The 24,712-nt window shown below is 72.6% G+C and carries 21 protein-coding genes and 3 tRNA genes; 8 read left to right on the top strand and 16 right to left on the bottom strand.

Features of this window, described 5'->3' with window-relative positions:
- Positions 1 to 11 precede the first annotated feature (11 nt).
- The 4 genes from ABD269_RS01580 to ABD269_RS01565 all read left to right on the top strand — a co-directional run bounded on the left by ABD269_RS01580 (position 12) and on the right by ABD269_RS01565 (position 3,379).
- Positions 12 to 791 (top strand): HAD-IIA family hydrolase, encoded by a 780-nt coding sequence (locus ABD269_RS01580; RefSeq protein WP_301887248.1) that lies wholly within the window; start codon positions 12 to 14, stop codon positions 789 to 791.
- Between the two features lie 133 nt (positions 792 to 924).
- Complete coding sequence (locus ABD269_RS01575; protein WP_344115233.1) at positions 925 to 1,485, top strand: hypothetical protein; 561 nt, start codon at positions 925 to 927, stop codon at positions 1,483 to 1,485.
- A 15-nt stretch (positions 1,486 to 1,500) separates the two neighbouring features.
- On the top strand, positions 1,501 to 2,163 hold the full coding sequence (locus ABD269_RS01570; protein WP_344115230.1) for a class F sortase: 663 nt from the start codon (positions 1,501 to 1,503) through the stop codon (positions 2,161 to 2,163).
- A 163-nt stretch (positions 2,164 to 2,326) separates the two neighbouring features.
- Positions 2,327 to 3,379 (top strand): glycoside hydrolase family 6 protein, encoded by a 1,053-nt coding sequence (locus tag ABD269_RS01565; protein ID WP_344115228.1) that lies wholly within the window; start codon positions 2,327 to 2,329, stop codon positions 3,377 to 3,379.
- Between the two features lie 60 nt (positions 3,380 to 3,439).
- On the opposite strand, the gene glxA is transcribed toward ABD269_RS01565, so the two are convergent.
- The 3 genes from glxA to ABD269_RS01550 form a co-directional block, all read right to left on the bottom strand.
- Positions 3,440 to 5,401 (bottom strand): radical copper oxidase GlxA, encoded by a 1,962-nt coding sequence (gene glxA, locus ABD269_RS01560; protein WP_344115226.1) that lies wholly within the window; start codon positions 5,399 to 5,401, stop codon positions 3,440 to 3,442.
- The gene (locus ABD269_RS01555) at positions 5,398 to 7,143 is read right to left on the bottom strand and encodes a glycosyltransferase family 2 protein (protein ID WP_344115415.1); all 1,746 of its coding nucleotides are present in this window, start codon (positions 7,141 to 7,143) and stop codon (positions 5,398 to 5,400) included. The genes glxA and ABD269_RS01555 overlap by 4 nt, the downstream gene beginning before the upstream one ends.
- Positions 7,144 to 7,611: 468 nt before the next feature.
- Positions 7,612 to 7,685, bottom strand: a tRNA-Lys gene (locus tag ABD269_RS01550).
- Positions 7,686 to 7,904: 219 nt separating this feature from the next.
- On the opposite strand from ABD269_RS01550, the gene ABD269_RS01545 reads away from it, so the two are divergent.
- The gene (locus ABD269_RS01545; protein WP_344115224.1) at positions 7,905 to 8,852 is read left to right on the top strand and encodes a C40 family peptidase; all 948 of its coding nucleotides are present in this window, start codon (positions 7,905 to 7,907) and stop codon (positions 8,850 to 8,852) included.
- 306 nt (positions 8,853 to 9,158) lie between these two features.
- Positions 9,159 to 9,749, top strand: coding sequence for a lytic polysaccharide monooxygenase auxiliary activity family 9 protein (locus ABD269_RS01540; protein ID WP_301887254.1), 591 nt, complete (start codon positions 9,159 to 9,161; stop codon positions 9,747 to 9,749).
- 71 nt (positions 9,750 to 9,820) lie between these two features.
- On the opposite strand, the gene ABD269_RS01535 is transcribed toward ABD269_RS01540, so the two are convergent.
- From ABD269_RS01535 to ABD269_RS01515, 5 genes are all read right to left on the bottom strand, one after another.
- Positions 9,821 to 10,675 (bottom strand): cytochrome c biogenesis CcdA family protein, encoded by an 855-nt coding sequence (locus ABD269_RS01535; protein ID WP_344115222.1) that lies wholly within the window; start codon positions 10,673 to 10,675, stop codon positions 9,821 to 9,823.
- Positions 10,672 to 11,439 (bottom strand): DsbA family protein, encoded by a 768-nt coding sequence (locus tag ABD269_RS01530; RefSeq protein ID WP_344115220.1) that lies wholly within the window; start codon positions 11,437 to 11,439, stop codon positions 10,672 to 10,674. Before ABD269_RS01530 ends, ABD269_RS01535 begins: the two co-directional genes overlap by 4 nt.
- A 77-nt stretch (positions 11,440 to 11,516) precedes the next feature.
- Positions 11,517 to 11,927 (bottom strand): hypothetical protein, encoded by a 411-nt coding sequence (locus tag ABD269_RS01525; protein WP_344115218.1) that lies wholly within the window; start codon positions 11,925 to 11,927, stop codon positions 11,517 to 11,519.
- Positions 11,928 to 12,081: 154 nt separating this feature from the next.
- Positions 12,082 to 12,155 (bottom strand) — tRNA-Lys (locus tag ABD269_RS01520).
- A gap of 76 nt (positions 12,156 to 12,231) precedes the next feature.
- The gene (locus ABD269_RS01515) at positions 12,232 to 12,990 is read right to left on the bottom strand and encodes an IclR family transcriptional regulator (protein WP_344115216.1); all 759 of its coding nucleotides are present in this window, start codon (positions 12,988 to 12,990) and stop codon (positions 12,232 to 12,234) included.
- Between the two features lie 288 nt (positions 12,991 to 13,278).
- On the opposite strand from ABD269_RS01515, the gene ABD269_RS01510 reads away from it, so the two are divergent.
- Complete coding sequence (locus ABD269_RS01510) at positions 13,279 to 14,379, top strand: LLM class flavin-dependent oxidoreductase (protein WP_344115213.1); 1,101 nt, start codon at positions 13,279 to 13,281, stop codon at positions 14,377 to 14,379.
- 63 nt (positions 14,380 to 14,442) lie between these two features.
- On the opposite strand, the gene ABD269_RS01505 is transcribed toward ABD269_RS01510, so the two are convergent.
- The gene (locus ABD269_RS01505) at positions 14,443 to 16,248 is read right to left on the bottom strand and encodes a putative bifunctional diguanylate cyclase/phosphodiesterase (RefSeq protein ID WP_344115211.1); all 1,806 of its coding nucleotides are present in this window, start codon (positions 16,246 to 16,248) and stop codon (positions 14,443 to 14,445) included.
- Positions 16,249 to 16,641: 393 nt separating this feature from the next.
- On the opposite strand from ABD269_RS01505, the gene ABD269_RS01500 reads away from it, so the two are divergent.
- Entirely contained in the window at positions 16,642 to 17,859 is a 1,218-nt protein-coding gene (locus ABD269_RS01500) for a M6 family metalloprotease domain-containing protein (RefSeq protein WP_301894473.1), read from the top strand.
- Positions 17,860 to 17,930: 71 nt separating this feature from the next.
- Here ABD269_RS01500 and ABD269_RS01495 read toward each other — a convergent pair.
- The 7 genes from ABD269_RS01495 to ABD269_RS01465 form a co-directional block, all read right to left on the bottom strand.
- Positions 17,931 to 18,004 (bottom strand) — tRNA-Lys (locus ABD269_RS01495).
- A gap of 56 nt (positions 18,005 to 18,060) precedes the next feature.
- Positions 18,061 to 18,735, bottom strand: a complete 675-nt coding sequence (locus ABD269_RS01490) for a bifunctional DNA primase/polymerase (RefSeq protein WP_344115209.1) — start codon at positions 18,733 to 18,735, stop codon at positions 18,061 to 18,063.
- Between the two features lie 134 nt (positions 18,736 to 18,869).
- On the bottom strand, positions 18,870 to 19,235 hold the full coding sequence (locus ABD269_RS01485) for a hypothetical protein (protein ID WP_301887262.1): 366 nt from the start codon (positions 19,233 to 19,235) through the stop codon (positions 18,870 to 18,872).
- Positions 19,236 to 19,309: 74 nt separating this feature from the next.
- A complete protein-coding gene (locus tag ABD269_RS01480) occupies positions 19,310 to 20,701 on the bottom strand; it encodes an AAA domain-containing protein (RefSeq protein WP_344115205.1) in 1,392 nt (463 codons plus the stop codon).
- A gap of 19 nt (positions 20,702 to 20,720) precedes the next feature.
- On the bottom strand, positions 20,721 to 22,343 hold the full coding sequence (locus tag ABD269_RS01475; RefSeq protein WP_344115203.1) for a hypothetical protein: 1,623 nt from the start codon (positions 22,341 to 22,343) through the stop codon (positions 20,721 to 20,723).
- A gap of 49 nt (positions 22,344 to 22,392) precedes the next feature.
- On the bottom strand, positions 22,393 to 23,592 hold the full coding sequence (locus ABD269_RS01470; RefSeq protein ID WP_344115201.1) for a hypothetical protein: 1,200 nt from the start codon (positions 23,590 to 23,592) through the stop codon (positions 22,393 to 22,395).
- A complete protein-coding gene (locus ABD269_RS01465) occupies positions 23,513 to 24,502 on the bottom strand; it encodes a phosphatase PAP2 family protein (protein ID WP_344115199.1) in 990 nt (329 codons plus the stop codon). Before ABD269_RS01465 ends, ABD269_RS01470 begins: the two co-directional genes overlap by 80 nt.
- Positions 24,503 to 24,712: the final 210 nt, after the last annotated feature.

Raw genomic sequence — 24,712 nt, 5'->3', positions numbered from 1 at the left:
GGAGTCCCACCGTGGCAGAGCGCAAGCCGATCGAATCCTGGCTCACCGACATGGACGGTGTGCTGATGCACGAGGGCATTCCGGTGCCGGGCGCCGACGCCTTCATCAAACGCCTCCGGGAATCCGGCAAGCCCTTTCTCGTCCTGACCAACAACTCCATCTACACCCCCCGCGACCTCCACGCCAGGCTGGAGCGGATCGGGCTGGACGTGCCCGTCGAGAACATCTGGACGTCCGCGCTGGCCACCGCCAAGTTCCTGGACGACCAGCGGCCCGGCGGCACCGCCTATGTCATCGGCGAGGCCGGGCTGACCACCGCGCTGCACGACATCGGCTACGTCCTCACCGACGCGGAACCCGACTACGTGGTGCTCGGCGAGACCCGCACCTACAGCTTCGAGGCGCTCACCAAGGCGATCCGGCTGATCAACGCCGGCGCGCGCTTCATCGCCACCAACCCCGACGAGACCGGGCCCTCCGCGGAGGGGGCGCTCCCGGCGACGGGCTCCGTGGCCGCCCTGATCACCAAGGCGACGGGCCGGGAACCGTACTTCGTCGGCAAGCCGAATCCCCTGATGATGCGGGCCGGGCTGAACGCGATCGGGGCGCACTCGGAGACGAGCGCGATGATCGGCGACCGCATGGACACCGACGTGCTGGCCGGGCTGGAGGCGGGCATGGAGACCTTCCTGGTCCTGACCGGGCTCACGCGCCCGGAGGACGTCGACCACCACCCCTTCCGCCCGTCGCGGGTCGTCGACTCCATCGCGGACCTGGTCGACCTGATCTGAGCCGCGGGCAGCGGGAAGGCCCCGCAGGTCCGGCAATGGGCTGGTTCCCGAACCGTACGGAGCAATAGCGCCACGCAGCGGATGCGGCGCCCCGCCGGGGCGGGCGAGTCTCTGGGATACCAGGAGGTTTCCCATGGACCCAGTCCGATCCGCTCTGTGCGGCGCCGCGGCGGCGGTCGCCGTGTGCACGGCCCCCGCCTACGCCCACGAGGGCCCCGCGACCATGTCCGGAACGGTTTCCCTCACCCCCGTCACCAGCACCCCCGGCTCCCGCGTCCAGCTGCGCGTCGCGGGCTGCGCGGACGACAAGGCGACCGCCACCTCCGAGGCGTTCGTCTCCGACGCGCGGCTCGCCAAGGACTCCGCCGGGCTCTTCGCCGAGACCACCGTCCGCTCGACCACCGCGCCCGGCACGTACACGGTCAAGGTCCGCTGCGACGGCCACGGCGGCACGGCCGAGGGCCGGCTCACGATCGTCAAGCACCTCGACGAGCGGGCCCGCGCGCACGCCGCCCACGCCGTGCCCCGCACCCCGCCCTCACCCGTGGCGCCCGTACCGGCCGGTGGCGGCGGCACCGCGGCCGCCGCCGACCCTCCCGGCGTCCCCGGACTCGTCCTCGCGGGCGGCACCGCACTGGCCGCCGCCGCGGCGACCCGCCACCGCCGCCGGGCCGACACCGGCCGACGGCGGTAGGAAGGGCCCGCCGAGATGTCCGAAGCGCGCAGCAGCGGCCACGGCCGCCTCCTGACCGGGGTGGCCTGGGCGGCGCTGCTGGTGGCCCTGTGGCTCTGGGGCCGTGAGATCACCGACGGGACCGTGACCGCCACCCCCGCCGCCGGTGACGTCGCCGCCGCGGGCCGCCCCGGGGCCCACCCGCTGCCCCCGGCCCACGCGCCGCTCCGGGCGGCACACCCCCGGTCCCTCGTGATCAGGTCCGTCGGCGTCAAGGCCCCCATCGAGGACCGCGACCTGAACCGCCTCGGCGCGGTCGACCCGCCCCCGTACCAGCGGGCCGGTGCCGTCGGCTGGTACCGCGGCGGACCGCAGCCCGGCTCGCCCGGCGCCGCCGTCCTCGTCGGCCACGTCGACACCGACCACGCGCCCGCCGTCTTCTACGACCTCGCCGGCCTCAAACGCGGCGCCACCGTCACCGTCGACCGCGCCGACGGCACCACCGCGGAGTTCACCGTCGAGGACATCTCCGTCTTCACCAAGGACCACTTCGACGCCCACCGCGTCTACGGACCGCGCGACCGGAACCGCGCCGAGCTGCGCCTGATCACCTGCGGTGGCACCTACGACCGCACCCGTCGCTCCTACAACGCCAATGTCGTCGTGTCCGCCTATCTGACCGGCGCCGGACATGTCTGAGCGCGCCGCCCGCACCTCCCCTGCTCCAACAGGGCGACTTGACACCGTGTCATCGCCCGACCACCCACGGCGCGGGCGATTTCTGTGCAAGCATGGAAAAGACCGGTCATGTCCCGTGGGGGCGGGGGGACACCCCACAGGAAGTACACCCAAGGGGGAATGGATGTACGGCAGCTACGCCGGCCGCACATGTCGTGCCCGTACGGCCCGGACAGGAGCGGGAGCCGCGATCGCGGCCCTGCTGCTGCTCGCCGGATGCTCTTCCGACTCGTCCTCCGCGGAACCGCCGAAGGCCGCCGACGCGCCACCCCGGCAGCCCGCCCAACTGCCCAAGTCGCGGGCGCCCTTCTGGGTCAACCCCGAGTCCACCGCCTCCAAGAGGTCCGCCGAGCTGCGCAAGGACGGCAGCACCAAGCAGGCCGACCTGCTGGAGAAGATCGCGGCCCAGCCGGTCGCGGAGTGGATCGGCGTGGACGACCCCGAGGGCCAGACCCGCGGCTACACCGAGGCGGCGCACGCCGCCGACCGGGTCGCGCTGCTCGTCCTCTACAACATCCCCCACCGCGACTGCGGCCAGTACAGCCAGGGCGGCGCCTCCGACGGCAACTCCTACCGCGACTGGCTCGACAAGGCGGCCAAGGGCATCGGCGACCGGGGCGCGACGGTGATCCTGGAGCCGGACGCCCTGCCGCACATGGAGGACGGCTGCACGCCCCAGCAGTTCCACGAGGAGCGGTACGCCCTGCTCAAGGAATCCGTGGGCAAGCTCAAGGCACTGCCGAACACCAAGGTCTATCTGGACGCGGGCAATTCCAGCTGGGTCACGCCCGCCGACCGGATGGTGGATCCGCTGAAGCGGGCCGGCATCGACCAGGCCGACGGATTCGCGCTCAACGTGTCCAACTTCCAGACCACGCAGGACAACAAGGAATACGGCCACACCCTCTCTGCCCTCCTGGGCGGCAAGCACTTCGTCATCGACACCAGCCGCAACGGCAACGGCCCGCTGTCGGGCGGGAACCACGAGAAGGCCTGGTGCAACCCCTCCGGGCGGGCGCTGGGCGAGCCGCCGACGACCCACACCGGCGACGGCCTGGTGGACGCGTATCTGTGGGTCAAGCGGCCGGGGGAGTCGGACGGCACGTGCAAGGGCGGCCCGGACGCCGGGCAGTGGTGGGAGACATACGCGCTGGAGCTCGCGCGCAACGCCCGCTGATGATCTGACAGCCGAGGACCGGGGCCCGCACGGGGCCCCGGTCCTCAGAAGTGTGTCGCCCTAACTCCCGTTCGGGCCGGGCACCTTCAGCCACACCGCCGGGGACGGGATGCCGTGGTCGTCGATCACGTTCAGCATGTACCAGCCGGGCGGGACGAGGGTCGAGTCCTTGGGGAGGGTGACGGTCACGCCGCCGTCCTGCTTGGTGAAGTCCAGGGCGATCGACCGCTGTTCCACATTGGTGACGTGGGTGAAGGAGCCCGGCCGGATCAGCCGCGCCTTCGCGACGGGCCGGGGGCCGGCCGTGCGGTACGTGGCCTTCCCGCCCAGCGCCACGGTCTTCGGCTCGGTGTCCTTCAGCTCGGGCCGCGCGCCGCCCTTGAAGAGATAGGGCGGGGTGTAGAGGTCGATCTCCTGCTGGAAGGTGGCGGGCCTGCTGTTGGCCTTGTCGCCGAAGAGCGAGTCGGAACCGAAGGTCATCACCCGGCCGTCGGGCAGCAGCAGGGCGCCGGAGTGGTAGTTGCGGCCCACCAGTGGATCGGCGGCCGTGTGCCGGGAGTTGTCCTTCGGGTCGTAGATCTCCGCCTTGAGGACGTTGGAATCGCTGCGCCCCCGGTAGTCGCCCGAGCCGTTGGTGGTCAGGACCGTGTCGTCGGGCAGGATGACGCTGCTGGGATAGCGGGCCTTGGCGTAGAGGTCGGGCCCGTCCTTGAAGCGCGGCTGCGGCGCGTGCAGGTCGATGATCCGGGTCCTGGCGGTCGCCTTCTTGTCCTCGCCGACCCCGCCGCCGCCGAGGACCATGTAGCGCTGGTCCTGCGCGGGCGGCAGCAGCACGGACATCGACGTCTCAAGGGTGTCCGGGTCGCTCATCCCCGGGACCTCGGTGAAGTCGTTGCTCCCCAGATCCCACACGCCCGGGACGCGGCCCTTGTCGGCCGGGCCGTAGCCCGCGTTGGAACCCGTGTAGAAGATCCGCCCCTTGTCCGTGAGGAAGAGCGCGGGATAGGTCGGGAAGAAGCGCTCCTTGGGCAGATAGCTCCACTTCTTGGTCTTCGGGTCGTACACCTCGTTCTTGCCCGGGACGACCTGGCCGATCTCGTCCAGACCGGAGACGGAGAGGACCTTGCCGTCCTGCAGGGTGGTGAGGGTGGGATACCAGCGGGCCTCGTTCATCGGGTCGACCGTGACATAGCGCTCGGCGACCGGGTCGAACTCATAGGCGTCCTTGATGCCCTGGAAGTCCTTCTTGTCGAACGAGAGCTTGTTGGCAATGCCGTAGACATTGCGGGTGTCGGTGCCCTTCAGCCCCTCGATGCTGTAGTTGTCGGTCAGCCCGGTCTCGAATTTATGGCCCTTCTCCAGGGCCTCCACATAGACGCGGGCGGTGCTGACCGTGACGGTCACCTTGCGGCTCTGCTCGTCCTGCACCTTCTTGGCGCGGGGGATGAGCACGGGGTCCCTGGACTCGAAGGTCTTGCCGTTGTTCTTGCCGGTGAATCTGGTGCCTGTGGGCAGCGTGATCGGCTTGTCCGGGTCCTCGTTGTGGACGACCATCAGCCCGCCGGCCTTGGCGACGTCGCCACCCAGCTTTTCGTAGCGCTGGGTGCCGCCCGCCACCAGGAGTTTCCCGTCCGGGAGTTGGGTGTGCCCGGCGCAGAACAGGTCCTTCGGGGTGGGGATGTTCTTGAAGGTGTTCTTCTCCGGGTCCCAGAGGACCGAGCGGAACGACTTCGCCTTGAAATTGGCGGCGTTGTTCCCCGAGCCCGCGACCAGCAGCACTTTGCCGGTGTGCAGCAGGGCGGCGTGGATCGTGTTGATGCGGTATTCGTCGGGGACGTCGACCATGTCCCAGTGGCCGTTCCTGGCCTTGTACTCCGGCTGGTTGATCTTGTAGTCGTGGTACTGGTCGGAGGCGTAGCCCCACAGCGCCGGCCCGTTCATCCCCGCCAGGGCGAGCACCACCGCGGACCCGACGGCCATGCGGCGGGTGCGGCGGCCGACACGGAAACGGGGCTGGTTCATCTGCTGACCTCCACGGCTTGCTTGGCGTGGCGCACGCTCCACCACCACGCGAGGACCGGCGCGACGGTGATGGCGAGGGCCAGGACCGCCCACGTGCGCATCGCGACGTGCGTGTGACCGAGCCAGAACGAGGACAGCAGCGAGCCGCCGAACACCACCAGGAAGAACAGATGGACGCGGAAGGTGCCGAAGAGGGTGTCGGGGCTGGCCGAATCGCCCTTGGGCGTCACCACGAAGGTGCTCCTGCGGCGCAGCGCCGCGTCCATCAGCGAGCGGGCGTAGATCGGCGCCGACAGCGCGGACATCGCCATGCCCGCGAGCCCGCCGGAGCCCTCGGGCTCGTGCGGCGAGACATTGTGGCGGCGGTTCCAGATGTAGAGCCCGATCTGCAGGGCCGCGGCGTCGCTGTAGAGCATCATCCAGACCTCGGAGTTGATCTGGATCCCGGAGGCGCCGAGCCCCAGGAAGAGCGCACAGCTCAGGGCGCCGAGCAGCCAGTTGAGCGCGGTCATCGGATAATAGATGACCATCAGCGTGTAGTTGAGGAATTTCCCCGGCGACAGGGTGAACGGGCCTTTCCAGAACTGCTTGATGATGGTCTCGTACGTGCCCCGCGACCAACGCAGCTGCTGGGTGAAGAAGTCCGTCCAGGAATTCGGTCCCTCGCCGACCGCGAGGACGTCCGGGGTGTACACGGAGCGCCATTTGCGACCGGTCGCCGGATTGCGGTGCCGGTGCAGCTCGAAGCCGGTGGCCATGTCCTCGGTGATCGAGTCGTAGAGCCCGCCGATGCCCTTGAGCGCGCTGATGCGGACGGCATTGTTGGTGCCGACGAACATGGGTGCGCCATAGCGGTTTCCGGCGCGTTGGATCAGGGCGTGGAACAGGAACTGCTGGCTCTCGGCGGCCTTGGTCACGGCCGCATCGTAGTTCCCGTACACCTGCGGTCCAACGACAAACGCGATATCCGGGTCACGGAAGTAGCCGAGCATGCGCTCGAGGAAGTTGGGCAGTGGTACGTGGTCGGTGTCGACCGAGGCGAAGAAGTCGTAGTCGTCGCCGTGGGCGTCCAGCCAGGCGTTGTAGTTGCCGTGCTTCGTTCTCGCGCGGTGCGGCCCCTTCTGCTGATTCCACTTCTCGACTCCCTTGCGGGAGAAGTGGTGGACGCCGAGCCGTCTGCACACCTCCTTGATCCCGGGGTCGTCCCCTTCGTCCAGCAGCCATACGTGCAACGGCCCGCGGTGCCGCACCCGGACCGCCGCCTGGAGGGTCCGGGTGACCATCTCGAGCGGCTCCTTGCCGGGCACGAACGAGGTGAGGAAGGCGACCTTGGTGCCGGTCTCGGGCACGACCGGCACGGGGTCGCGCGCGACGAGGGTGGCGTGGGCGTTGGAGGTGACGTTCAGCGTGCGGAACAGCTCGATCAGCCCGATCGACACCAGCATCACGGTGTCCAGGTGCCGCATCAGGGGCGTGGAGTGCTCGCGGTGCGTCCAGTGGGCGGGCTGCATCAGCCACAGCAGCAGGCCCAGCGAGACGAAGGGCGCGGCACCGAGCAGCAGGGCGCCGAGGACGCGGTGCGTCTCGTCCGCGAGCAGGCTGCGGTAGCGGACGCGGTACGGCTGGCCGGGCTCTGGCTCGGTGAGCGGGCCGGCCAGCCTGCTGTAGTGCTCGTAGTCGAAGCGCGGGCGCGCTCCGGGCGGGCGGACGGGCGGCCGGACCGCGGTCCGGGCGCCCGGCATATCGCCGGGTGGTGTCGCCGTGGGCCCGGCGGGCTGCTGCGGTACGCCGGGTGCCCGTGGTGGGCCGCCGGCGGCCGCCGGAGCGTGGGTCTGCTGCCGGGCGTCGGCAGGCGTGGTCGTCATGGTCATTCCCCCCGCACGCATGCTGACTGCGTGTGTCAGTCGTGAGCCCACCGGCCCCCCACAGCCGCATGGACCCTGTGTGCGCCGGCTCCCCACCGGCACACCCAACTCATTGGTCACTCATTGACGTTGAGTCATTGCTCTCGGCTCAGGATCTCGGACGCCACGTCATGATCACAAGGGCGAAACGAGGTGTTTACCGGGCAAAGCGGTGCGTGATGCGAAGACGCATGTGAATGCGGCGGAAGTGTTCGGAAGTGGTACCTGATCTTCCATGGTCTTCCGTGGTCCTTCCGCGTACACGAAGAAGGCCCCTCACCGTGGTGAGGGGCCTTCTTCTGTCTGTGCGCCGCCAGGGACTCGAACCCCGGACCCGCTGATTAAGAGTCAGCTGCTCTAACCAACTGAGCTAGCGGCGCCTGCTGACAGAGAAAACTCTACCTGATCCCCGAGGGTGCTCCCGACCACCTCCCGGAGGCGGTGGGAGCGGGGAAGTGCCTGCGTATAGCGCTGCGGGGGCCGTGGTTGCAGGGGCGAAGGTCCCCTTCTCGTGGGTGGATCGCCCCGTATTTTCCGACATGCGGATTTCGTCGGCCGTTGAGAAGCTGTGCCGAGTACGACGGAAGGCAGCGGTGCCCGTGCGAATACCGGCTTTCACCGAGGCGATACCCGGCGACTGCGCGTGCGCGCTCTGCGTCGACGGGGCCGCCGCGACGGCCGGGGCGGGGCGCGGCGCGGCGGCCGGGCCCGTACGGCACAGGGGTGCCCTGCGGGGCGCGATCGCGGTGGCGGTGGGCGCGGTGGTGCTGGCCGGCCCCGGGGCGGGCGCGGGCGCGGCGTCCCCCGAGCCGGGTCCGGGGCATGCGGACCCGGGGGTGGCCGTCCACGCGGACCGTACGCAGGGGGCCGCTCCGACGGGCCCCGGCCCGCTCCCGCACCCGGGTGCCGCCTCCGTCGGCGGGGACGCGGACGAGGGCCAGGGCGCGGCCGGGGCCGTGGCGGAGACGGAGCCGGACACCCTCGACGCCCTCGACGCGGAGACGGTCCCGGACGGGGCGGCCGAGGACGACGGCGGCGAGGAGGGGGACGACGAGGAGCTGGCCCCGGAGGAGGAGACGTCCGCCGACGAGTCGGACCCCGTGGACCAGGACGACGCGCAGGAGCCCCCGGCGCCCCCCGCGCCACCGCACCCCCAGCACCCTCAGCGGCCGGCCGCCGGGCGGCGGGACCTCGAACCCGCGATCGCCTTCGCGATGGCCCACATCGGCGATCCGTACGCCCTGGGGGGCAATGGCCCGCACCGCTGGGACTGCTCCGGGCTCATCCAGCAGGCCTACCGCCGGGCCGGGGTGAAGCTGCCGCGCATCGCGGCCGACCAGTACCGCGCCATGGCCCGGATCCCGCGGTCCGCCCTGCGCCGCGGTGACATCGTCTTCTGGTCCGGCAACGGCAAGGCGTCCGGGGTGCACCACGCCGCGATCTACCTGGGCGGCAGGCGCTACATCGAGGCGCCGCGGCCCGGCAAGAAGGTCCGGATCTCCACGTTCTCGCACTACGACCCGAACATGTACGGCCGCGTGCGCTGACCCCGCGGCCCGGCCGGTCACCCGTACGGCCCCCCCGTGCGGCATGCGCACCGGGCGGGGGCGCGTCAAGGGTGCCTCATTGAAATGCGAAGGGCCGGGGCGCCGGTGCGCGTCCGGGTGCAGGACAGCCGCCCCTCGTGGCGAACCGGTGACGTCCTCGCGGGTGAACTTCGGCCGGATGACTTCGTCCGTTGGCCTGGACATGACCAACTGGTGGTACTAGCCTCCGCCTTGGTCTAGACCGCATCTCACTCGACTCACGGCACTCGACTCACGGAACCCCCCACGTTCTTCGAGGAGCGAAGCATGCGCAAAAAGATCAGTGCGGCGATCATCGGCCTCGGCATCGCCGGCGTCTCCCTGCTCGGCACGGGCAGCGCCGGCAGCCACGGCTACACCGACTCCCCCACCAGTCGCCAGGAGTTCTGCGCGAACGGCACCGTGCAGGACTGCGGTGACATCCAGTGGGAACCCCAGAGCGTCGAGGGGCCCAAGGGGTTCCCGTCGCACGGGCCGTCCGACGGGACGATATGCGCGGGCGGCAACAGCCGCTTCGCGCAGCTCGACGACCCCCGGGGCGGGCAGTGGCCCGCGACCCCGGTCACGGCCGGACAGAGCTTCACCTTCCGATGGCGGCTCACGGCCCGGCACGCCACGACGGACTTCAGCTACTACCTCACGAAGCCCGGGTACGACCCGACCCGGCCGCTCACCCGGTCCGACCTCGAGGACCAGCCGTTCCTGACGGTGCCGTACGGGGGCCGGATCCCGGACGCGACCGTCACCCACCAGGGGACGATCCCGGACGGGCGGACGGGCAAGCAGCTGATCCTCGCGGTCTGGACGATCGCGGACACGGGCAACGCGTTCTACGCGTGTTCGGACGTCCAGTTCTGACCCGACAGTTCTGACCCGAGGGCCGACCGCTGCCGGACGGGCTTGGAACCCGGCCCGTCCGGCAGTCCACGTCAGCTCTGCCCGGACTTCTCCGGCTGCTTCTCCGGCTGCTTCTCCGGGCGCAGGGCGATCCGGGCGAGTACGCCCGCCACCACCAGCGCGACCACCGCCAGCAGCGCGTAGTCCGGCACCGCGTTGCCCACCCGCGACGCGAGTTCCTCCAGGCGGAACTCCTGGTCGGCGTCCAGGGCGCCCGGCAGGCCCGTCGTGCCGTCGTAGGCGAGGAAGAGCACGCCGATGCCGATGAAGAACAGGCCCGAGACGAGGGAGGTGGTGTGCAGCCGCAGCCTGCCCACCCGCAGCTCGCGGCCGCGCAGCCAGCCGCGGCCGCCCAGCTGGAAGCGGTCCCAGAACAGGGCCAGCACGAACAGCGGCAGGGCCATGCCCAGGGCGTAGACGGCGAGCATCGACGCCCCGTACGCCGGGTTGCCGGTCGTGGCGGTCAGGGTCAGCACCGCGCCGAGGATCGGCCCGGCGCAGAACCCGGCCAGCCCGTACACGCAGCCCAGCAGGAACGTCGAGGCCGCCGACCGGGGGGTGATCCGCCCGGCCGCGGCCTGCGCCCGCTTCGAGGCGAAGCCCAGGCCGAGGATCTGCGCGGCGCCCATCGCGATCACCAGCCAGCCGCCGACGCCGATCAGCGCGTCGCGGTGGCCGTTGAAGAGGCGGCTGGCGGCGGTGGACGCGGCACCGAGGGGGACGAGGGTCGTCGCGAGCCCGAGGTAGAAGACGCCGGTACGGGCGAGCAGCCGGCCGGGGCTCGCGAGGGAGTAGGCGAAGAACGCCGGGAGCAGCAGCGCGCTGCACGGGCTGACCAGGGCGAGGGTGCCGCCGAGGAAGGCGGCGAGATAGCCGATGTCGGTCACTTCTCGCTCTTCTTCGCCGCCTTGGCCTGCACGATGGCCTCGTCGAAGGCGCTCATGGGCTGGGCGCCGGCGATCGGCTGCCCGTTGACGAGGAAGGTCGGGGTGGACTGCACGCCGATGGAGTACCCCTCCTCCTGGTCCTTCTTGACCGCGGCCTCGGAGGCCGAGCCGTTCAGGTCGGCGCGGAACCTGTCGAGGTCGCCGACGCCGCTGTCCTTGGCCATGCCGACGAGCTTGTCCTCGGCGAGCGCGTCGCCCTTGCGGGTCTTGGCATAGATCTCGTCGTGGAACTGCCAGAACCGGCCCTGCTGCCCGGCGGCCCAGGACGCGCGGGCGGCCCGCTCGGAGTCCTTGCCGAAGATCGGGAAGTTGCGGAACTCGATGCGCAGCGTGCCCTCGTCCACATACTTCTTGATCAGCTCGGGCTGGCTGTCGCGGGTGAACTTCCCGCAGTACGAGCACTGGTAGTCGGCGTACTCCACGAGCACGACGGGCGCGTCGGCCTTGCCGACGGCCAGCGGGTCGTCGCCCGTGCGGCGGACGCTGGCCTTCTCCAGCTGTGCGTAGGCCTTCTGCCGCTCGGCGGCGGAAGGGCCGGTGTTCCCGGCGTCGTTCCCGGAGGCTCCGGCGGCGGGTTCGCGCTTGCCGGAGCCGCCGGTGTTCTTGCCGATCGCGATGCCCGTGGCGACGAGCGCGACCACGAGGGCGACGACTGCGCCGATCGCGGCGATCCGGCGGGAGGGTGAGGTGAGACGTGCGGACATGGGGAGTGCTCCCTGGGGCGTACGGAAATCAGGACATGCCGGGGCACGGCCCGGTGCGCGGGCCGTGGGCGGGCGGTCTAGATCCGCAGGACGGGGAGCAGCTCGGCGCAGCCGGCGACCGGTACGGGCGGTGCGCGGGGGGCGCCCGGCCGGGGCGCGTGCCCCTCGGGCAGGGCGGTCCGGGTGGCGCCGGGGCCGGTGAGCGGGTCGTTGTGCGCGTGGGCGACGGCGGCCTGGGTGCCGCTGAGGGGCGCGTCCTGCTGCTTGCAGGTGCCGCCCGTGCCGAAGGCGTCGACCGCGTGCGGCCTGGCCTCGGCCCCCGCGCCGGAAGCGGGCGACTGGACGGCGGCCGCCGACACCTTCGAGGCCGCGGCGCCCTTGCCGGGCCCGGACGCGAAGGGGCCCGCCCCGGCGAGGGACGGGCAGAAGACGACCGCGAGGAGGAGCAGGAGCACGGCGGCGGCCGATGGACGGCGGTGCTGCGGCACGTACTGCTCCTTCCTGTCGCTCGCGCGCGTACGGGCTCCGCCCGCGGGAGCTTCTCGTACGGGCGGGTGGGCCCTCCATGCTACGGGCCCGCCGCTCGCGCGCTCCGCGCACGAAGAAGGCCCCTCACCGTGGTGAGGGGCCTTCTTCTGTCTGTGCGCCGCCAGGGACTCGAACCCCGGACCCGCTGATTAAGAGTCAGCTGCTCTAACCAACTGAGCTAGCGGCGCCTGCTGACAGAGATAAATATACCTGGTCCGAACGGGTGCTCTCGACCGCCCGCCGTCCGGGCCCGGAAAGGCGGGATCAGAGGGCCATCGACAGCAGCACCGGCGTCGCGCGCCGGTTCAGGGTGTCGGCGGCGTGCCGTAGCCGGTGGGCGTCGGACAGCGGGAGCGAGAGGGCCAGGCAGCCGACCGAGCGCCCCGCCGTGATCGGCACGGCCGCGCAGACCGTGCCCACCGCGTACTCCTGGAGGTCGAGGACGGGGACGGTCGCGGGCTGGGCGTCGAGCCGGCGGAAGAGGGCCTTCTCGTCGGTGATCGTCCGGGAGGTGAGCCGGGCCGTCTTGTGGCGCGCGAGGTGATCGCGGCGGTCGTCGTGGTCGAGCTGGGTGAGCAGGCACTTCCCGACGGCGCTGGCGTGGGCGGCGGAGCGGAAGTCGACCCACTCGTGGACCTTGGGGGTCCCCGGGCCGTCCGCGCACTCCGTGATCCGCACCTCGCCGTCGATGTAGCGGCTGAGGTAAATGGCCGCGCCGACGGAGTCGCGCAGCTCCGACAGCGACTGCCGGAGCCGGTGCCGCAGGGCGTGGGTGCGGTCGTTGCCGGAGCCCAGCAGGGCGAGGGAGTCCCCGACGACGTACGCCCCGTCGGCCAGCCGCTCCAGATAGCCCTCGCGGCGGAGCATCGGCAGCAGCCGGGCGAGGTGGGCCGTGGGCAGGGCGGTCTCGCGCGCGATGCGGGATTCGGTCACACCGCTGGGGCGCCTCGCGACCGCTTCCAGCACGCGCAGGGCGTACTGCGCCGAGTGCAGCGGTGCGGTCGGCTCGGGTTTGAGCGCCACGGTTTCCCCCTAGCGGGCTTCCGTCGAGTTCCCGCTCTCACGATAACCACGAAAAGGGCCATAAAGAGAGGGGGTTGACCACACTGAGGCCAACCCGCAAGGCGCTGTCCTGGGGCGCGGCGCACTGGCATATGCGCTTGTCATGTGGGTGCGGGGAGAGCCCGAGGAAGATCGGGAAGGCGGCCTTCCCGGGAATAAGCGGAGAGCTTCTCCGGTTGCCCCCGGCGAAAGCGAGACGACCGGAGCGCGGCACGGGAGTGCCGCAGGCGATCAGGAAGGCGGACCACCGTGGCCGACGTACAGGACGGTGACTTCATCCGGGGCACGGCAGAGGGCAGCGCGCCCGTCCCTCTGTCCGTACTGGATCTGGCGACCGTCGGCAGTGGGCGGACCGCCGCGCAGGCGCTCGGCACCACCGTCGAGCTGGCGCGGCTCGCCGAGCGGCGGGGCTTCCACCGCTTCTGGGTCGCCGAGCACCACTCCATGCCCGGCATCGCCAGCTCCTCCCCGGCCGTCGTCCTGGCCCACATCGCCGCCCACACCGACCGCATCCGCCTCGGCTCGGGCGGCGTGATGCTGCCCAACCACGCGCCGCTGGTCATAGCCGAGCAGTTCGGCACCCTGGAGGCCTTCGCCCCGGGCCGTATCGACCTCGGGCTCGGGCGCGCGCCCGGCACGGACGGCGCGACCGCCGCCGCGCTGCGCCGCGCGGACCGGCTCCGGGAGGACGCGGACGACTTCCCGCAGCAGCTCTCCGAGCTGACCCGCTTCCTGGACGACGACTTCCCCGACGGGCACCCCTACTCCCGCATCCACGCCGTGCCAGGACCCGTCCAGGGCCGGGTGCCCGGCGGGGTGCAGCGGGCCGACCGCCCCTCGATCTGGCTGCTCGGCTCCTCCGGCTTCAGCGCGCGGCTCGCCGGTGTGCTCGGCCTGCCGTTCTCCTTCGCGCACCACTTCTCCTCGGCCAACACCGTCCCGGCCCTCGACCTCTACCGGGAGTCCTTCCGGCCGTCCGCGATCCTCGACCGGCCGTACGCCAAGATCGGCGTGCAGGCGTTCGCCGCGGAGGACGCGGCCGACGCCCGCCGCCAGGTGCGCACCGGGGCGCTGTCGATGCTGCGGCTGCGCACGGGACGGCCCGGCCTGATCCCGACGCCGGAGGAGACGGAGACGTACGACTACCGCGCGGGCGAGGCGGAGTTCGTCGACAGCTGGCTGGCGAACGTGGTGTACGGGACGCCGGACGAGGTGGCCGAGGGGCTGCGGGGCCTGGTGAAGCGGACGGGCGTGGACGAGCTGATGATCACCTCCAACGCGCACGGCGCACGGGAGCGGCTGCGCAGCTTCGACCTGATCGCGGACACGTTCGGACTGCCCGGGAAGTAGCCCTCGTTCCACTGGACGGGCGTGGGGCCGCCATGGGCGGTCTCACGCCGGCCCGCGGGGCTTTCACGCCGATCCGCAGACGAACCCGGCCCGTCCGGGGACCGCGGGGCCCGTGCCGAGGAGCGCCGAGATCGAGTCCGCCGGGACGGGGCGGGAGTAGAACCAGCCCTGTCCCGTGTCGCACCCGATGCGGCCCAGCCGCTCCGCCTGCTCCGCGCTCTCCACGCACTCCGCCGTCACCTTGATGCCCAGCCGGTGCGCCAGCTGGACCAGGGCCTCGACGATCGTCTCGTCGGCCGGGTTCGGCGGCTCCCCCGAGCGGAAGCCGTGGACGAAGGAGCCGTCGAGCTTGAGCGTGGAGACCGGCAGCCGGCTGAGGTAGGCGAGGTTGGAGTAGCCCGTGCCGAAGTCGTCGATGGCGATGGCCACCCCCATGTCGCTGAGCTGGTGCAGCTGTTGCAGCGGCCGGCCTGCCGAGCCCATCACGGCGGACTCCGTGAGCTCCAGCTGGAGCAGGCGCGGCGGCAGTCCCGTCTCGGCGAGGATCGCCGCCACGTCCGCGACCAGGTCGGAGTCCCAGACCTGCCGCACGGCCACATTGACGCTGACGACGAGCGGCACCCCGGGGTGCTCCAGCTGCCAGCGGCGCGCCTGGCGGCAGGCGGTCGCGAGCACCCAGCGGCCGAGCGGGACGATGGCGCCCGTCTCCTCGGCCAGCCCGATGAACCGATTCGGCGCGAGCATCCCGAACTGCGGATGGCGCCACCGCACCAGCGCCTCCACCCCGCGCACGACCCCGTCGCCCAGCCCCACCAGCGGCTGGTACTGGAGCACGAACTCGTCCCTCTCGACCGCCGGGCGCAAGGTGCTGGAGAGGGCCTGACGGGTCATCCGGTGGGCGTTGCGCTCGGGGTCGAAGAGGGTCCAGCGGGCCTTGCCGTCGGCCTTGGCCCAGTAGAGCGTGGTGTCCGCGGCCTGCATCAGCTCCGTGGCGTGCGTCCCGGCCGCCGGGCGCTCGACGACCCCGATGCTCGCCGACACCGCCAGCCGCTGCCCGGCCACTTCGAACGGCCGCTGCAGCTTGGCCTGTACGGCCGCGGCGAGGGCGATGAGCTGTTCCGTGCCCGCGGACTCCTCCACCAGCAGGGCGAACTCGTCGCCGCCGAGCCGGGCCACCAGGTGGCCGCCGGGCGCCGCGCACTCCATGAGCCGCTTCGCCACCGCGCCCAGCAGCCGGTCGCCGGCCCGGTGGCCGAGGGTGTCGTTGATGGCCTTGAAGCCGTCGATGTCGAGATAGCACAGCCCGATCCGGCCGCGCCCGCCGTGTGCGACCGCCCCCGTGGTGAGCGCCGTCGTCAGCCGCTCGAAGAACAGGCTCCGGTTGGGCAGCCGGGTCACCGGGTCGTGCATTCTCAGGTGCCGCAGCCGGGCCCGCAGGTCGCGCCGGTCGCTGATGTCGGCGACCGACAGCAGGGTGTCGCAGCTGTCGGGCAGCGGCGTGACGATCACCTCGGCCCACATCCCCTGCCCGCCCCGCGGCCGCAGCCTGCGGGTGCAGTGCAGCCGGTCGCGGCGGCCGAGCAGCACCTCGCGGTACGCGCTCCAGGTGCGCGAGTCCTCGCGCAGCCCGGTGAAGTCGGCGGCCGGCGCGTCGGCGAGCCGGGCCGGGTCGGTGCCCAGCAGTTCGCCGAGCGCGTGGTTGGCGGTACGCACCAGACCGTCGCGGCCCACCACGGCCATGGCGAGCTGCGCGGCATTGAAGGCGGCACGAAAATCACTGGATTCATTACATTGCGTGACGACTGTAGGCGTTGAACCGGGCGCGCCGCCCTGGCCGTCGAGGGTTCCGCTCACCGCTCGCTCCCGCATGGCATTCGTTCCGCACTGGTTTCGTATGGGTCTCATGGATCTCGTACGTGTGTCCGGACACACGGCTGGCGGCCGCCTGTCCGGGGGAATCCGTGCTGGAAATGTGGCGATCATAGAGCGCGCAAGGGGCCCGTTCCAGCGGCCCTGCCCTCGGGGTCCGAGGCGCCTTCTCCCCTTTGTCCCTTCCTGATCGACCGTGCGCGCTCCTGGCTGAGCTGGTGGTGTCGCGCCATCTCGATTGACCGTCAGTGACTGAGTGTGATGTACCCAGAAGTCGGCTTAGTCACTCGACCGGGGTAACAGAAACGGGCATATCACCACAAATCCAATGAGGCTGGATGAGGTGTCCCGAATCTGTCCCGGGAGGTCGACGTGGTGCGTCCGCAGACACCCATGGGGGTGGACCGGCCACGGCTGCGCCGTGCCGGGGCCGTCCTCACCGCCCTGTGTGCGATCGCCACCACCGTCGTCGCCGGACCGGCGCACGCCGTGGGGCCCGGCGGTCCGTGCGCGCTCCCGCGCAGCCAGGCCCACCACTCCGAGGGGCTCGACACCTGGAACCCGGCCTACCCCCGGCCCGTCGGCCACCTAGACGCCGTGATGATCTTCCTGTCCTTCCCGGACTCCAAGCCCGAGGTCAGCCCCGAGCGGCTCGCGGCCGACCACTTCCCCGCCACCTCCCGCTTCTTCGAGCGGGCCTCCTACGGGCGCTTCCAGCTGGAGGCCCACCCGCTGAAGAAGTGGCTGCGGATGCCCCGGTCCGCCACCTCGTACCGCATACAGCGCGACTGGGACGGCGACCAGCGCTCCGAATTCCTGCGGGACGCCATCGCCGTGGCCGACGGCGACGTCGACTTCAGCCGCTACGACCTCGTCTACTTCGTCGCCGACCCCGACGCCCCGGGCGTCGACTCCGACGCGACCAAGGTCGTCAACCTCGACCACCCCGTCCAGGTCGACGGCACCACGCTGCGCCGCGTCGTCACCGTCTTCGAGCACCACCCGCCGGACCGCAACGTCCTCGCCCACGAGACCGGGCACGTCCTGGACCTGCCCGACCTCTACCACCGGCCCCAGGACGGCAAGGGCGACTGGGACACCCACGTCGGCGACTGGGACCTCATGGGCAGCCAGTTCGGGCTGGCCTCCGACCCCTTCGGCTGGCACAAGTGGAAGCTCGGCTGGCTCGGCTCGCGACAGGTCACCTGCGTCCGGGGGCGCGGCAGCAGCCTGCACACCCTCCAGCCGCTGGAGGCCCCGATGAAACCGGGCGGCGACAACCGGACCCGCATGGTCGTGATCCGCACGGGCCCGGCGAGCGCCATCGCCGTCGAGGCCCGCTCCGCCTCCGGCAACGACGCCGCCACCTGCTCGGAGGGCGTGCTCGTCTACCGGGTGCGCAGCGACACCGCCTCCGGCAACGGGCCCGTGCAGGTGCTCGACGGCCACCCCGGGCACCAGGCGTGCTGGGGCGAGTCGGTCTACCCCGCGCTCGCGGACGCGCCGCTCGGCGTGGGGGAGTCCCTGCGCTCGGAGGCCGACGGAGTGCGGGTGTCCGTACGGGGCCGGACGGCGGGCGGCTCCTGGACGGTCGCGGTGACCCGGGAGTAACGGCTGACCGGCTCGCGCGCTCCGCGCACGAAGAAGGCCCCTCACCGTGGTGAGGGGCCTTCTTCTGTCTGTGCGCCGCCAGGGACTCGAACCCCGGACCCGCTGATTAAGAGTCAGCTGCTCTAACCAACTGAGCTAGCGGCGCCTGCTGACGTGGAAGACTTTAGCACCCTGATCCGGTGGAACGAAAATCCATATGTTTCAGCGGGGAGAGCGCGCGGGAGCGCCGGTCACGCGGCCGGCCGGGGCGTCGGCGTCCCCGTCGGTGCGACCGGTGCGACTCCTGAGGTCCGAACCGGAGGTCTCCCGGGTGACCCGTACGCACGCCCACAGCAGCACCTCGGCGTCCGGCAGCCAGGGGTGGCGCACCTCGGGGGCGACCAGCCAGCGCGAGGCCGGGGGCACGGGCTCGTCGTCGGCGGGCGGATAGAGCGGGGGGACGGTCACCGCGTCGCCCGTGCCGTGGCACAGCAGCGGGGGCATCGCCCGGGCCCACTCCTCCCAGGTGAGCAGCGCGGGCAGCCGCTGGGCGGCGCCGGGGGCGGCGAAGAGCAGCAGGCGGCCGCGCTGGACGGCGACCGGCCCGGAGCCGGGGCCGCTCGCCCATAACCGGTCCAGGACCTTCCGCCCGAACAGCGCCGGGAGCCCGACCACGTCGAACGCCGTGCCGCACGGCAGCACCATGGGGGCGCCCGGGTTCTCCGCCCACAGGGCGTGCACCTGGTGCGGCGCCGACCCGGCGGAGGCGAGCCAGTCGGCCCCCGCGAGCGTGACGTGGGTGGCTGCGGGCCGGTGCGCGGCACGCCGCGGCGCGGTGTGCGGGGGCGCCGGGCGCCGGAAGCGGATGGGGTGCGGGTCGTTCGGCCAGGAGCTCATGTCCTATGGTCTGCGCCACATCCCCGCCCGCTCGCGGTAGTTGCCCGAAATCGGGACAGCGGGGCGGGTGGTGCGCTATCTTCCGCGGCGCATATGCCAACGGCCCATGGTCGAAGGACCACGGGCCGGGCCGGTCAGTCGACGGTGCTGCTGCCCCGCAGCAGGCCACGGCCGAACTCCACCATCTTCTTCGCGTAGTCCTCGCTCCACTCGGCGCGCTCCGCGATCACCGCGGTCGGCAGCCGGTCGAAGCGCCCGGGGTCGGCGAGCTGGGCCGCGGCCACCGCCTGGAACTCGGTCGCTCTGTCGGCCGCCGCGCGGAAGGCCAGCGCCAGCTCGGTGGAGCGAGCCAGCAGCTCACGCGGGTCCTCGATCGATTCGAGGTCGAAGAAGTGCTCCGGGTCGGCGACGGCCTCGGGCGGCTCGAAGAGCAGCTGCGCGGGCTTCAAGCGGCGCTGCCCACTGTCGCGCGCGCCGGGAGCCGGCTTCGGCTCGCACATGTACATACCTCCAGGATCGTCTGCACCGCCATCCATTGTCCTGCGCCGCGCAAGTGCGCCCACGGGGGAGGGGCTCACGGCCGCCAGGCGACGCGGTGTTCCAGCAGGTGCGCCCACACGGCGTGATTGGCCTCCCAGCCGTCCGGGAACTTCATCGTCACTCCCAGGCGCACCGGATCCGTCGACGGATGTTCGTCCAGCAGCCGGTCGACGCCCGCCCGGCCCACCACCACGCACGCGTGCCGGTGGCGCGAGGCCAGCACGCACAGCCGGCCCGTCTCCAGGTGGAAGGCGGTCGCGTCCGGCCGCCCGGACAGCGGGTGCAGCACCACGGTCACGTCGAACTCCCGGCCCTGGAGCCGGTTCGCCGTGTCCACGGCCACCCCGCGCACCCCGAGACCGGCCAGCGCCGACCGCACGGCGGCCGCCTGGTCGCGGTGGGCCGTGCCCACCGCGACGCGGTCCGCCGTCAGCGGCACCGGGTCGGGGGACAGCTCGCTCGTCGCCGCGCCGCCCCGGTCCAGCAGCCGCCGGACGACGTGCGCCACCGCGCCCACCGCCTCCGGATCCGTGCGCGGCGTCCGGCGGGCGGGCAGCTCAAGCAGGCCCCAGCCCGCCTCGGCCGCCTCGTCCAGCACCCGGTCCGCCGCCGAGCCGTCCGAGCGCACCCCGAAGGCCAGCCGCCGGTCGCCGTGGCCCGTGCCGCTGCGGAAGGGGGTGTACGGATAGAAGGCCGCCGAGACCAGCGGCGCCGCCGAGGCGGGCAGCCGCCAGGAGACGGGCAGCCGGTGCTGGGGCAGGCCCGGGTTGTGGGCGAGCAGGGTGGACACCGCGCTCGCCGAAGGGTCGTACGACAGCCCGGCCCACTGCGCCGCGCCCTCCGCGCCCACCACGCTGAACGGGTCCAACTGCCCCGGGTCGCCGACGAACAGCGCCCGCTCGAAGAGCCCGGCCACCGCCAGCAGCGCGTCGGAGCGCATCTGGTACGCCTCGTCGACGATCGCGTGCCCCCAGGGTTCGGCGACCTTGGTGTGCGCCCACTTCGCGGCCGTGGAGACGACCACGTCGAGCCCCGCGAGATCGGCCGCCCGCGCCGACTTCACCACCGACGGGAGCGCGTCCAGCGCCGTGTCGTACGGCTGCGCCTCGCTGCTGTGCAGCCGCCCGACCGGCAGCTCCGGGTCCTTCGCGGCCAGCCGCAGCACCAGGTCGTCGACCTGCGCGTTGGTCTGCGCGACGATCATCAGCGGGCGGCCCGCGGCCGCCAGCTCCCGCGCGGCCCGTACGACCAGCGTCGACTTGCCCGCGCCCGGCGGGGAGTCGACGACGACGCCGCGGTGCGCGCCGTGCAGGGTGTCGCGCAGGATCGCGTCGGTCGCGGCGGCCGCCGCCGCGGAGGGATCGAATCCGGCGGCGGTGCGGGCCCGCGGCGCCGGGACGGCGGGCGCCGCGTCGGTCGGGTTCACAGACGGTCCTCCGTCACGTTCACAGGTGGTCCTCCGGAGTCACCGGATCGGGGGCTTCCACGGCCTCGCCCGGCGGGCCGCCGTGGGTCCAGGGCGTCCGCTCGGGGTCGGGCAGCTCGGGCCCGCCGCGGGGGGAGTGCTCGAAGAGGGTCCAGCAGACGCGGTCGCCCTTCTCCGGCACCGAACCCGCGTCGGGGACCTTGCCCCGGCCCATGCCACCGGTCAGCCGGACCGTCAGCGCGCCGGGCTCGCCCGCCACCGGGCCGACGAACTCCGCGGTCTGCGCCGTCGCGCCGTGCGCCCGGAAGATCTTCGCCCCCTCGGCGAGCAGCGGGCTGTCGTCCGTGCGCACCGTCACCAGGGGCCGCGGCCGGGGCACCTTCGCCGTCGAGTACGCCATCACCACCTCGATGACCTCGCCCGCGAACGCCTCCCCGGCCAGCCGCCGCGTGGCCATCACCAAGGGGTCGTCCAGCGCCTCCTGGGCGTCGAGCTGCGCCAGCGCCGTCTCCCGCGTCGCCAGCTTCCGGGCGGCCGTCACCGCGTCGTCCCGCCGGGGCTGCGGCGGCTCCCCGGCGCGCACGCGGTCGCGGTGCGCGGTGTACGACCAGCGGTCCCGCTTCCACCGGTCGGCCACCCGCTCGCCCGCGCGCAGCTCCCGCAGCAGGTCGACGCCGTGCCACACGGCGTCCCACGTGGGCCGCAGCTGCGACTCCAGCAGGGCGCGGATCTCCCGCTCGGCGCTCTCCACGGCGGCCCGCTGCCGGGCGCGGGCCATGGGCGCGCCCGCCCCTCCCGCCGCCTCCAGCGCGGCCGCCGCCTCCGCCGCTTCCGCGCGGGCGCGGTCGTAGCGGGACGTGGCGGGCGCCAGCCGCTTGTTGTCGAAGGCCGGGTCCGTCGCGGGGCCCGCCGGGGGACAGCGCAGCAGGCCGTCACCGTCGCGCTCCAGCTCCGCACGCAGCGCCGCCTCGGCGCCCGTCGACCCCGGCGGCGGCGCGATCCAGGCGAGCAGCGCGCCCAGGTGCTGGTCCTCCAGATTGCTCTGCCCCGTCGCCCAGTGCCTGCTCAGCAGCTGCGTCATCGGCAGCAGCAGCGACGAACCGGGCACCCGCGCCCGCTCCCCGAAGTGCGTCAGCCAGCGGCCGAGCAGCGGCACGCGCGGGGGCGCGGGATACGCCGCCTCCGGGTCCTGCTCGGCGGTGCGCCGGAACCGCATGGAGCGCCCCAGCAGCCGTACGTACTCCACCGCGGCCGCGCCCGGCACCAGCAACTGCGGCGCCTCCGCGCACAGCTCGACCTCGACCGGCACCTTCTTGCCGGTCTCCGGGTCGGTCTCCTTGCGCTCCTCCGTCTCCACCGCGTCGGCGAACCCCTCGACATAGGGCAGCACCGCGTCGGCCAGCTCCGCGAGGAACGCGAACCGCAGGTCCCTGTCGCGCGGCTGCGCCACCACCAGCAGCCGGGGGGCATCCCGGTCGGTGCCCACCAGCGCCCCCAGCGGGGCGCCCGCCTCACCGGCCGTGGTGAGGGGGACGAGGACGAGAGGCCGCTCCGCGAGGTGCCGGTGCCGCACGGTCGTCAGGGGCCGGGCCCTGCCGTCCCGCACGGCCTCCATGCGCGCGAGCGAGGTGATCAGCGACATGCGGCCTCCGTCCGTACGTCGAGGGGGCCGCGGCGTGTGCGAAGGGGCGTCATACGGCGGCCTCCGTGCCCGTGCCCGCCAGGGCCAGCGCCTCCGCGCGCAGGGCGGCCGCGCGGCGGAGGGCGGCGACGGCGGGGTCCTCGGGATCGCCCGCCCCGCCCAGGGCGGCGGACAGCACCGACTCGACCGTGGTCAGCCCGCCCAGCTCCCCGCGCAGGCCGCGCCCCAGGGACTCCACCGCGCCCGCCTCCCGGGCCCGCGCCCGGCAGTGGAACGCCAGCTCGCACGCGGCCAGGCACTCCGGGGCGTACGCCGCCTCGACGCACTCGACGGCCGCCAGCAGCTCCCCGGCGGGCCGCGTCGCCGTGCGGCCGTCCTCGGCGAGGCACAGGTCGAAGGTGGTGCCCTCGGGCAGGGCGGCCGCGATGTCCTCGACGCGGGACAGCCGGCCGAGCTGCCGCCGGGTGGTCGCGAGCTGCTTGCGCACGTCGACGAGTTCGGCGGCCGGGAGGTTGGAGAAGTCCTTGGGGCAGACGAGCAGCACGCGCGCGTGCACGCGTGGGCGATCCTCCATGCGCGCCGCCACTTCCTCCAGGGCGAGGACGTAGACGGCGGCCTGCCGGGCCGCCGCGCCCACCTTCGTGGCGTCCGCCGCGCCGTCGATCATCGCGAAGGACTTGATCTCCACGACGGTCCAGCTCCCGTCGGGGTGGACGACCACGGCGTCCGGCTCCAGATAGGCGGGGGTGCCCGCGATGCGCAGGGCCAGCAGGGGGTGGTCCAGGAGCGCCCAGCGCCCGGCGGCGGTGGCCTCGCGCAGGGCAAGCGCCGTACGCGCGGTGCGGCCCTCGGGACCGGCGGCGGAGAGGTCGGGGGTGTCGACGGAGCCCGGCTCGGGCGGGGGCGAGCCGTCACCCAGCCGCTCGTGCAGCAGACGGATCAGGGCGGCCCCGCCGTCGGCCTTGGCCCGCTGCTCGAAGGAATGGCCCCGCACCAGGGCGAACTGCGACTGCCCGAAGGCCGCCGGGGAACCCAGGGCCCGCGCCAGCGCCCCCTTGTCGATCCCGGCGCCGTCGAGCAGCATCCGGCGCCGGCAGCCGGGGTTGGCGGCCAGGGCCGCCAGGGCGCGGGCGTCGAGGGGGCGGGCGGGGACGTCCGGCCCGCGGAGCTCAGCGAGCCGCTGCCGCAGCGCCGTCGGCGCGGCTGTCCCCGGCCCCGCCGGGGGCCTGCTGTCGAGGGATCTGGTCACTGGCGTCCGCCTCGCGAAGTCTCTCCGGCGCGCCCCGGGAGCCGTCTCCGGCCGGGGAGCCGGAGGCCGCGGCCCGGGGAAGCGCTGTACCTGCCGAAGTCTCGCATCCGGCAGTGACATTCGCGGGCGTACCGGTCGTTTCCTTGCCTGTCGACCGGGAGAAACGGTTCCTGATCCGGTCGGCGGCCCGCACCGCCGGCTTGGCCAGCAGGAAACCGGCGCCCATGACGGCGGTCCCGGCGACGGCGTCCAGGAAGTAGTGGTTGGCGGTGCCCATCACCACGAGCGCGATGGTCAGCGGATAGGCGACACCGGCGATCTTCGCCCAGGTGGTGCGGCCGTAGCGGAACATCACGACGCCGCACCACAGGGCCCAGCCGACGTGCAGGCTCGGCATGGCGGCGTACTGGTTGGTCATCCCGCCGAGGCCCCGCGGGGCACTGGCGTCGCCGCCCCACCAGCCGTACTCGGCGTACATCCGCATGGTGTCGACGAAGCCCTCGGACGGATCCAGCAGCCGGGGCGGGCAGGTGGGCAGCAGGGTGAAACCTATGAGGCCGATGAGGGTGGAGATCATCAGCCAGCTGCGGAGGAAGCGGTAGTCGGCCGGGCGGCGGCGGAAGGCCCAGACCAGGAGCGCGGGGGTGAGGATGTAGTGCAGGGACGCGTAGGCGAAGTCGGCGGGTATGCCGAGGGCCGGGTGGTCCGTGAACAGCCGGTTGAGCGGGTGCTCGAAATTTATTCGGAAGGTCTTCTCGAGATCGAGGATCGACAGCCCGTGGTCGACGGCCGACTGCACATCGCCCCTGACCAGCAGGCGGCCCGCCGAGTACAGGGCGTACACCACGGCGATCAGTGGCAGCTCGGTCCACCAGCGCGGCCGCTTCCCGAGTGGTGCGGTGCGGTACATCCGGACGCTCTCCATATGTTCAGGCGGCCAACAAGCGCGCATGCCACCGTACGGTGTACGCCGCATCGTTCGCACACCGCCCCGCGACTTATCGGAAACGCCGAGTTCGCCCGCTGTTCGGCCGGGGTGGGCGGAGTGCGAGGTAGGAGACGCCGGGAACCACTGGAGGGTTGCCCGGGACGGGTGTGAGCGATGATGGAGAGCGAGCAG

It is taken from the genome of Streptomyces blastmyceticus, assembly GCF_039521185.1.
GTDB lineage: Bacteria > Actinomycetota > Actinomycetes > Streptomycetales > Streptomycetaceae > Streptomyces > Streptomyces blastmyceticus.
This window is presented reverse-complemented; position numbering and strand designations above follow the sequence as displayed.

Coding starts and splice junctions, on each gene's coding strand:
- glxA (WP_344115226.1), bottom strand. CDS start 5,401: ATGAACCAGCCCCGTTTCCGTGTCGGCCGCCGCACCCGCCGCATGGCC.
- ABD269_RS01500 (WP_301894473.1), top strand. CDS start 16,642: ATGGGGGTGGACCGGCCACGGCTGCGCCGTGCCGGGGCCGTCCTCACC.
- ABD269_RS01485 (WP_301887262.1), bottom strand. CDS start 19,235: ATGTGCGAGCCGAAGCCGGCTCCCGGCGCGCGCGACAGTGGGCAGCGC.
- ABD269_RS01575 (WP_344115233.1), top strand. CDS start 925: ATGGACCCAGTCCGATCCGCTCTGTGCGGCGCCGCGGCGGCGGTCGCC.
- ABD269_RS01530 (WP_344115220.1), bottom strand. CDS start 11,439: ATGTCCGCACGTCTCACCTCACCCTCCCGCCGGATCGCCGCGATCGGC.
- ABD269_RS01475 (WP_344115203.1), bottom strand. CDS start 22,343: ATGTCGCTGATCACCTCGCTCGCGCGCATGGAGGCCGTGCGGGACGGC.
- ABD269_RS01555 (WP_344115415.1), bottom strand. CDS start 7,143: ATGCCGGGCGCCCGGACCGCGGTCCGGCCGCCCGTCCGCCCGCCCGGA.
- ABD269_RS01540 (WP_301887254.1), top strand. CDS start 9,159: ATGCGCAAAAAGATCAGTGCGGCGATCATCGGCCTCGGCATCGCCGGC.
- ABD269_RS01490 (WP_344115209.1), bottom strand. CDS start 18,735: ATGAGCTCCTGGCCGAACGACCCGCACCCCATCCGCTTCCGGCGCCCG.
- ABD269_RS01570 (WP_344115230.1), top strand. CDS start 1,501: ATGTCCGAAGCGCGCAGCAGCGGCCACGGCCGCCTCCTGACCGGGGTG.
- ABD269_RS01465 (WP_344115199.1), bottom strand. CDS start 24,502: ATGTACCGCACCGCACCACTCGGGAAGCGGCCGCGCTGGTGGACCGAG.
- ABD269_RS01505 (WP_344115211.1), bottom strand. CDS start 16,248: ATGCGGGAGCGAGCGGTGAGCGGAACCCTCGACGGCCAGGGCGGCGCG.
- ABD269_RS01565 (WP_344115228.1), top strand. CDS start 2,327: ATGTACGGCAGCTACGCCGGCCGCACATGTCGTGCCCGTACGGCCCGG.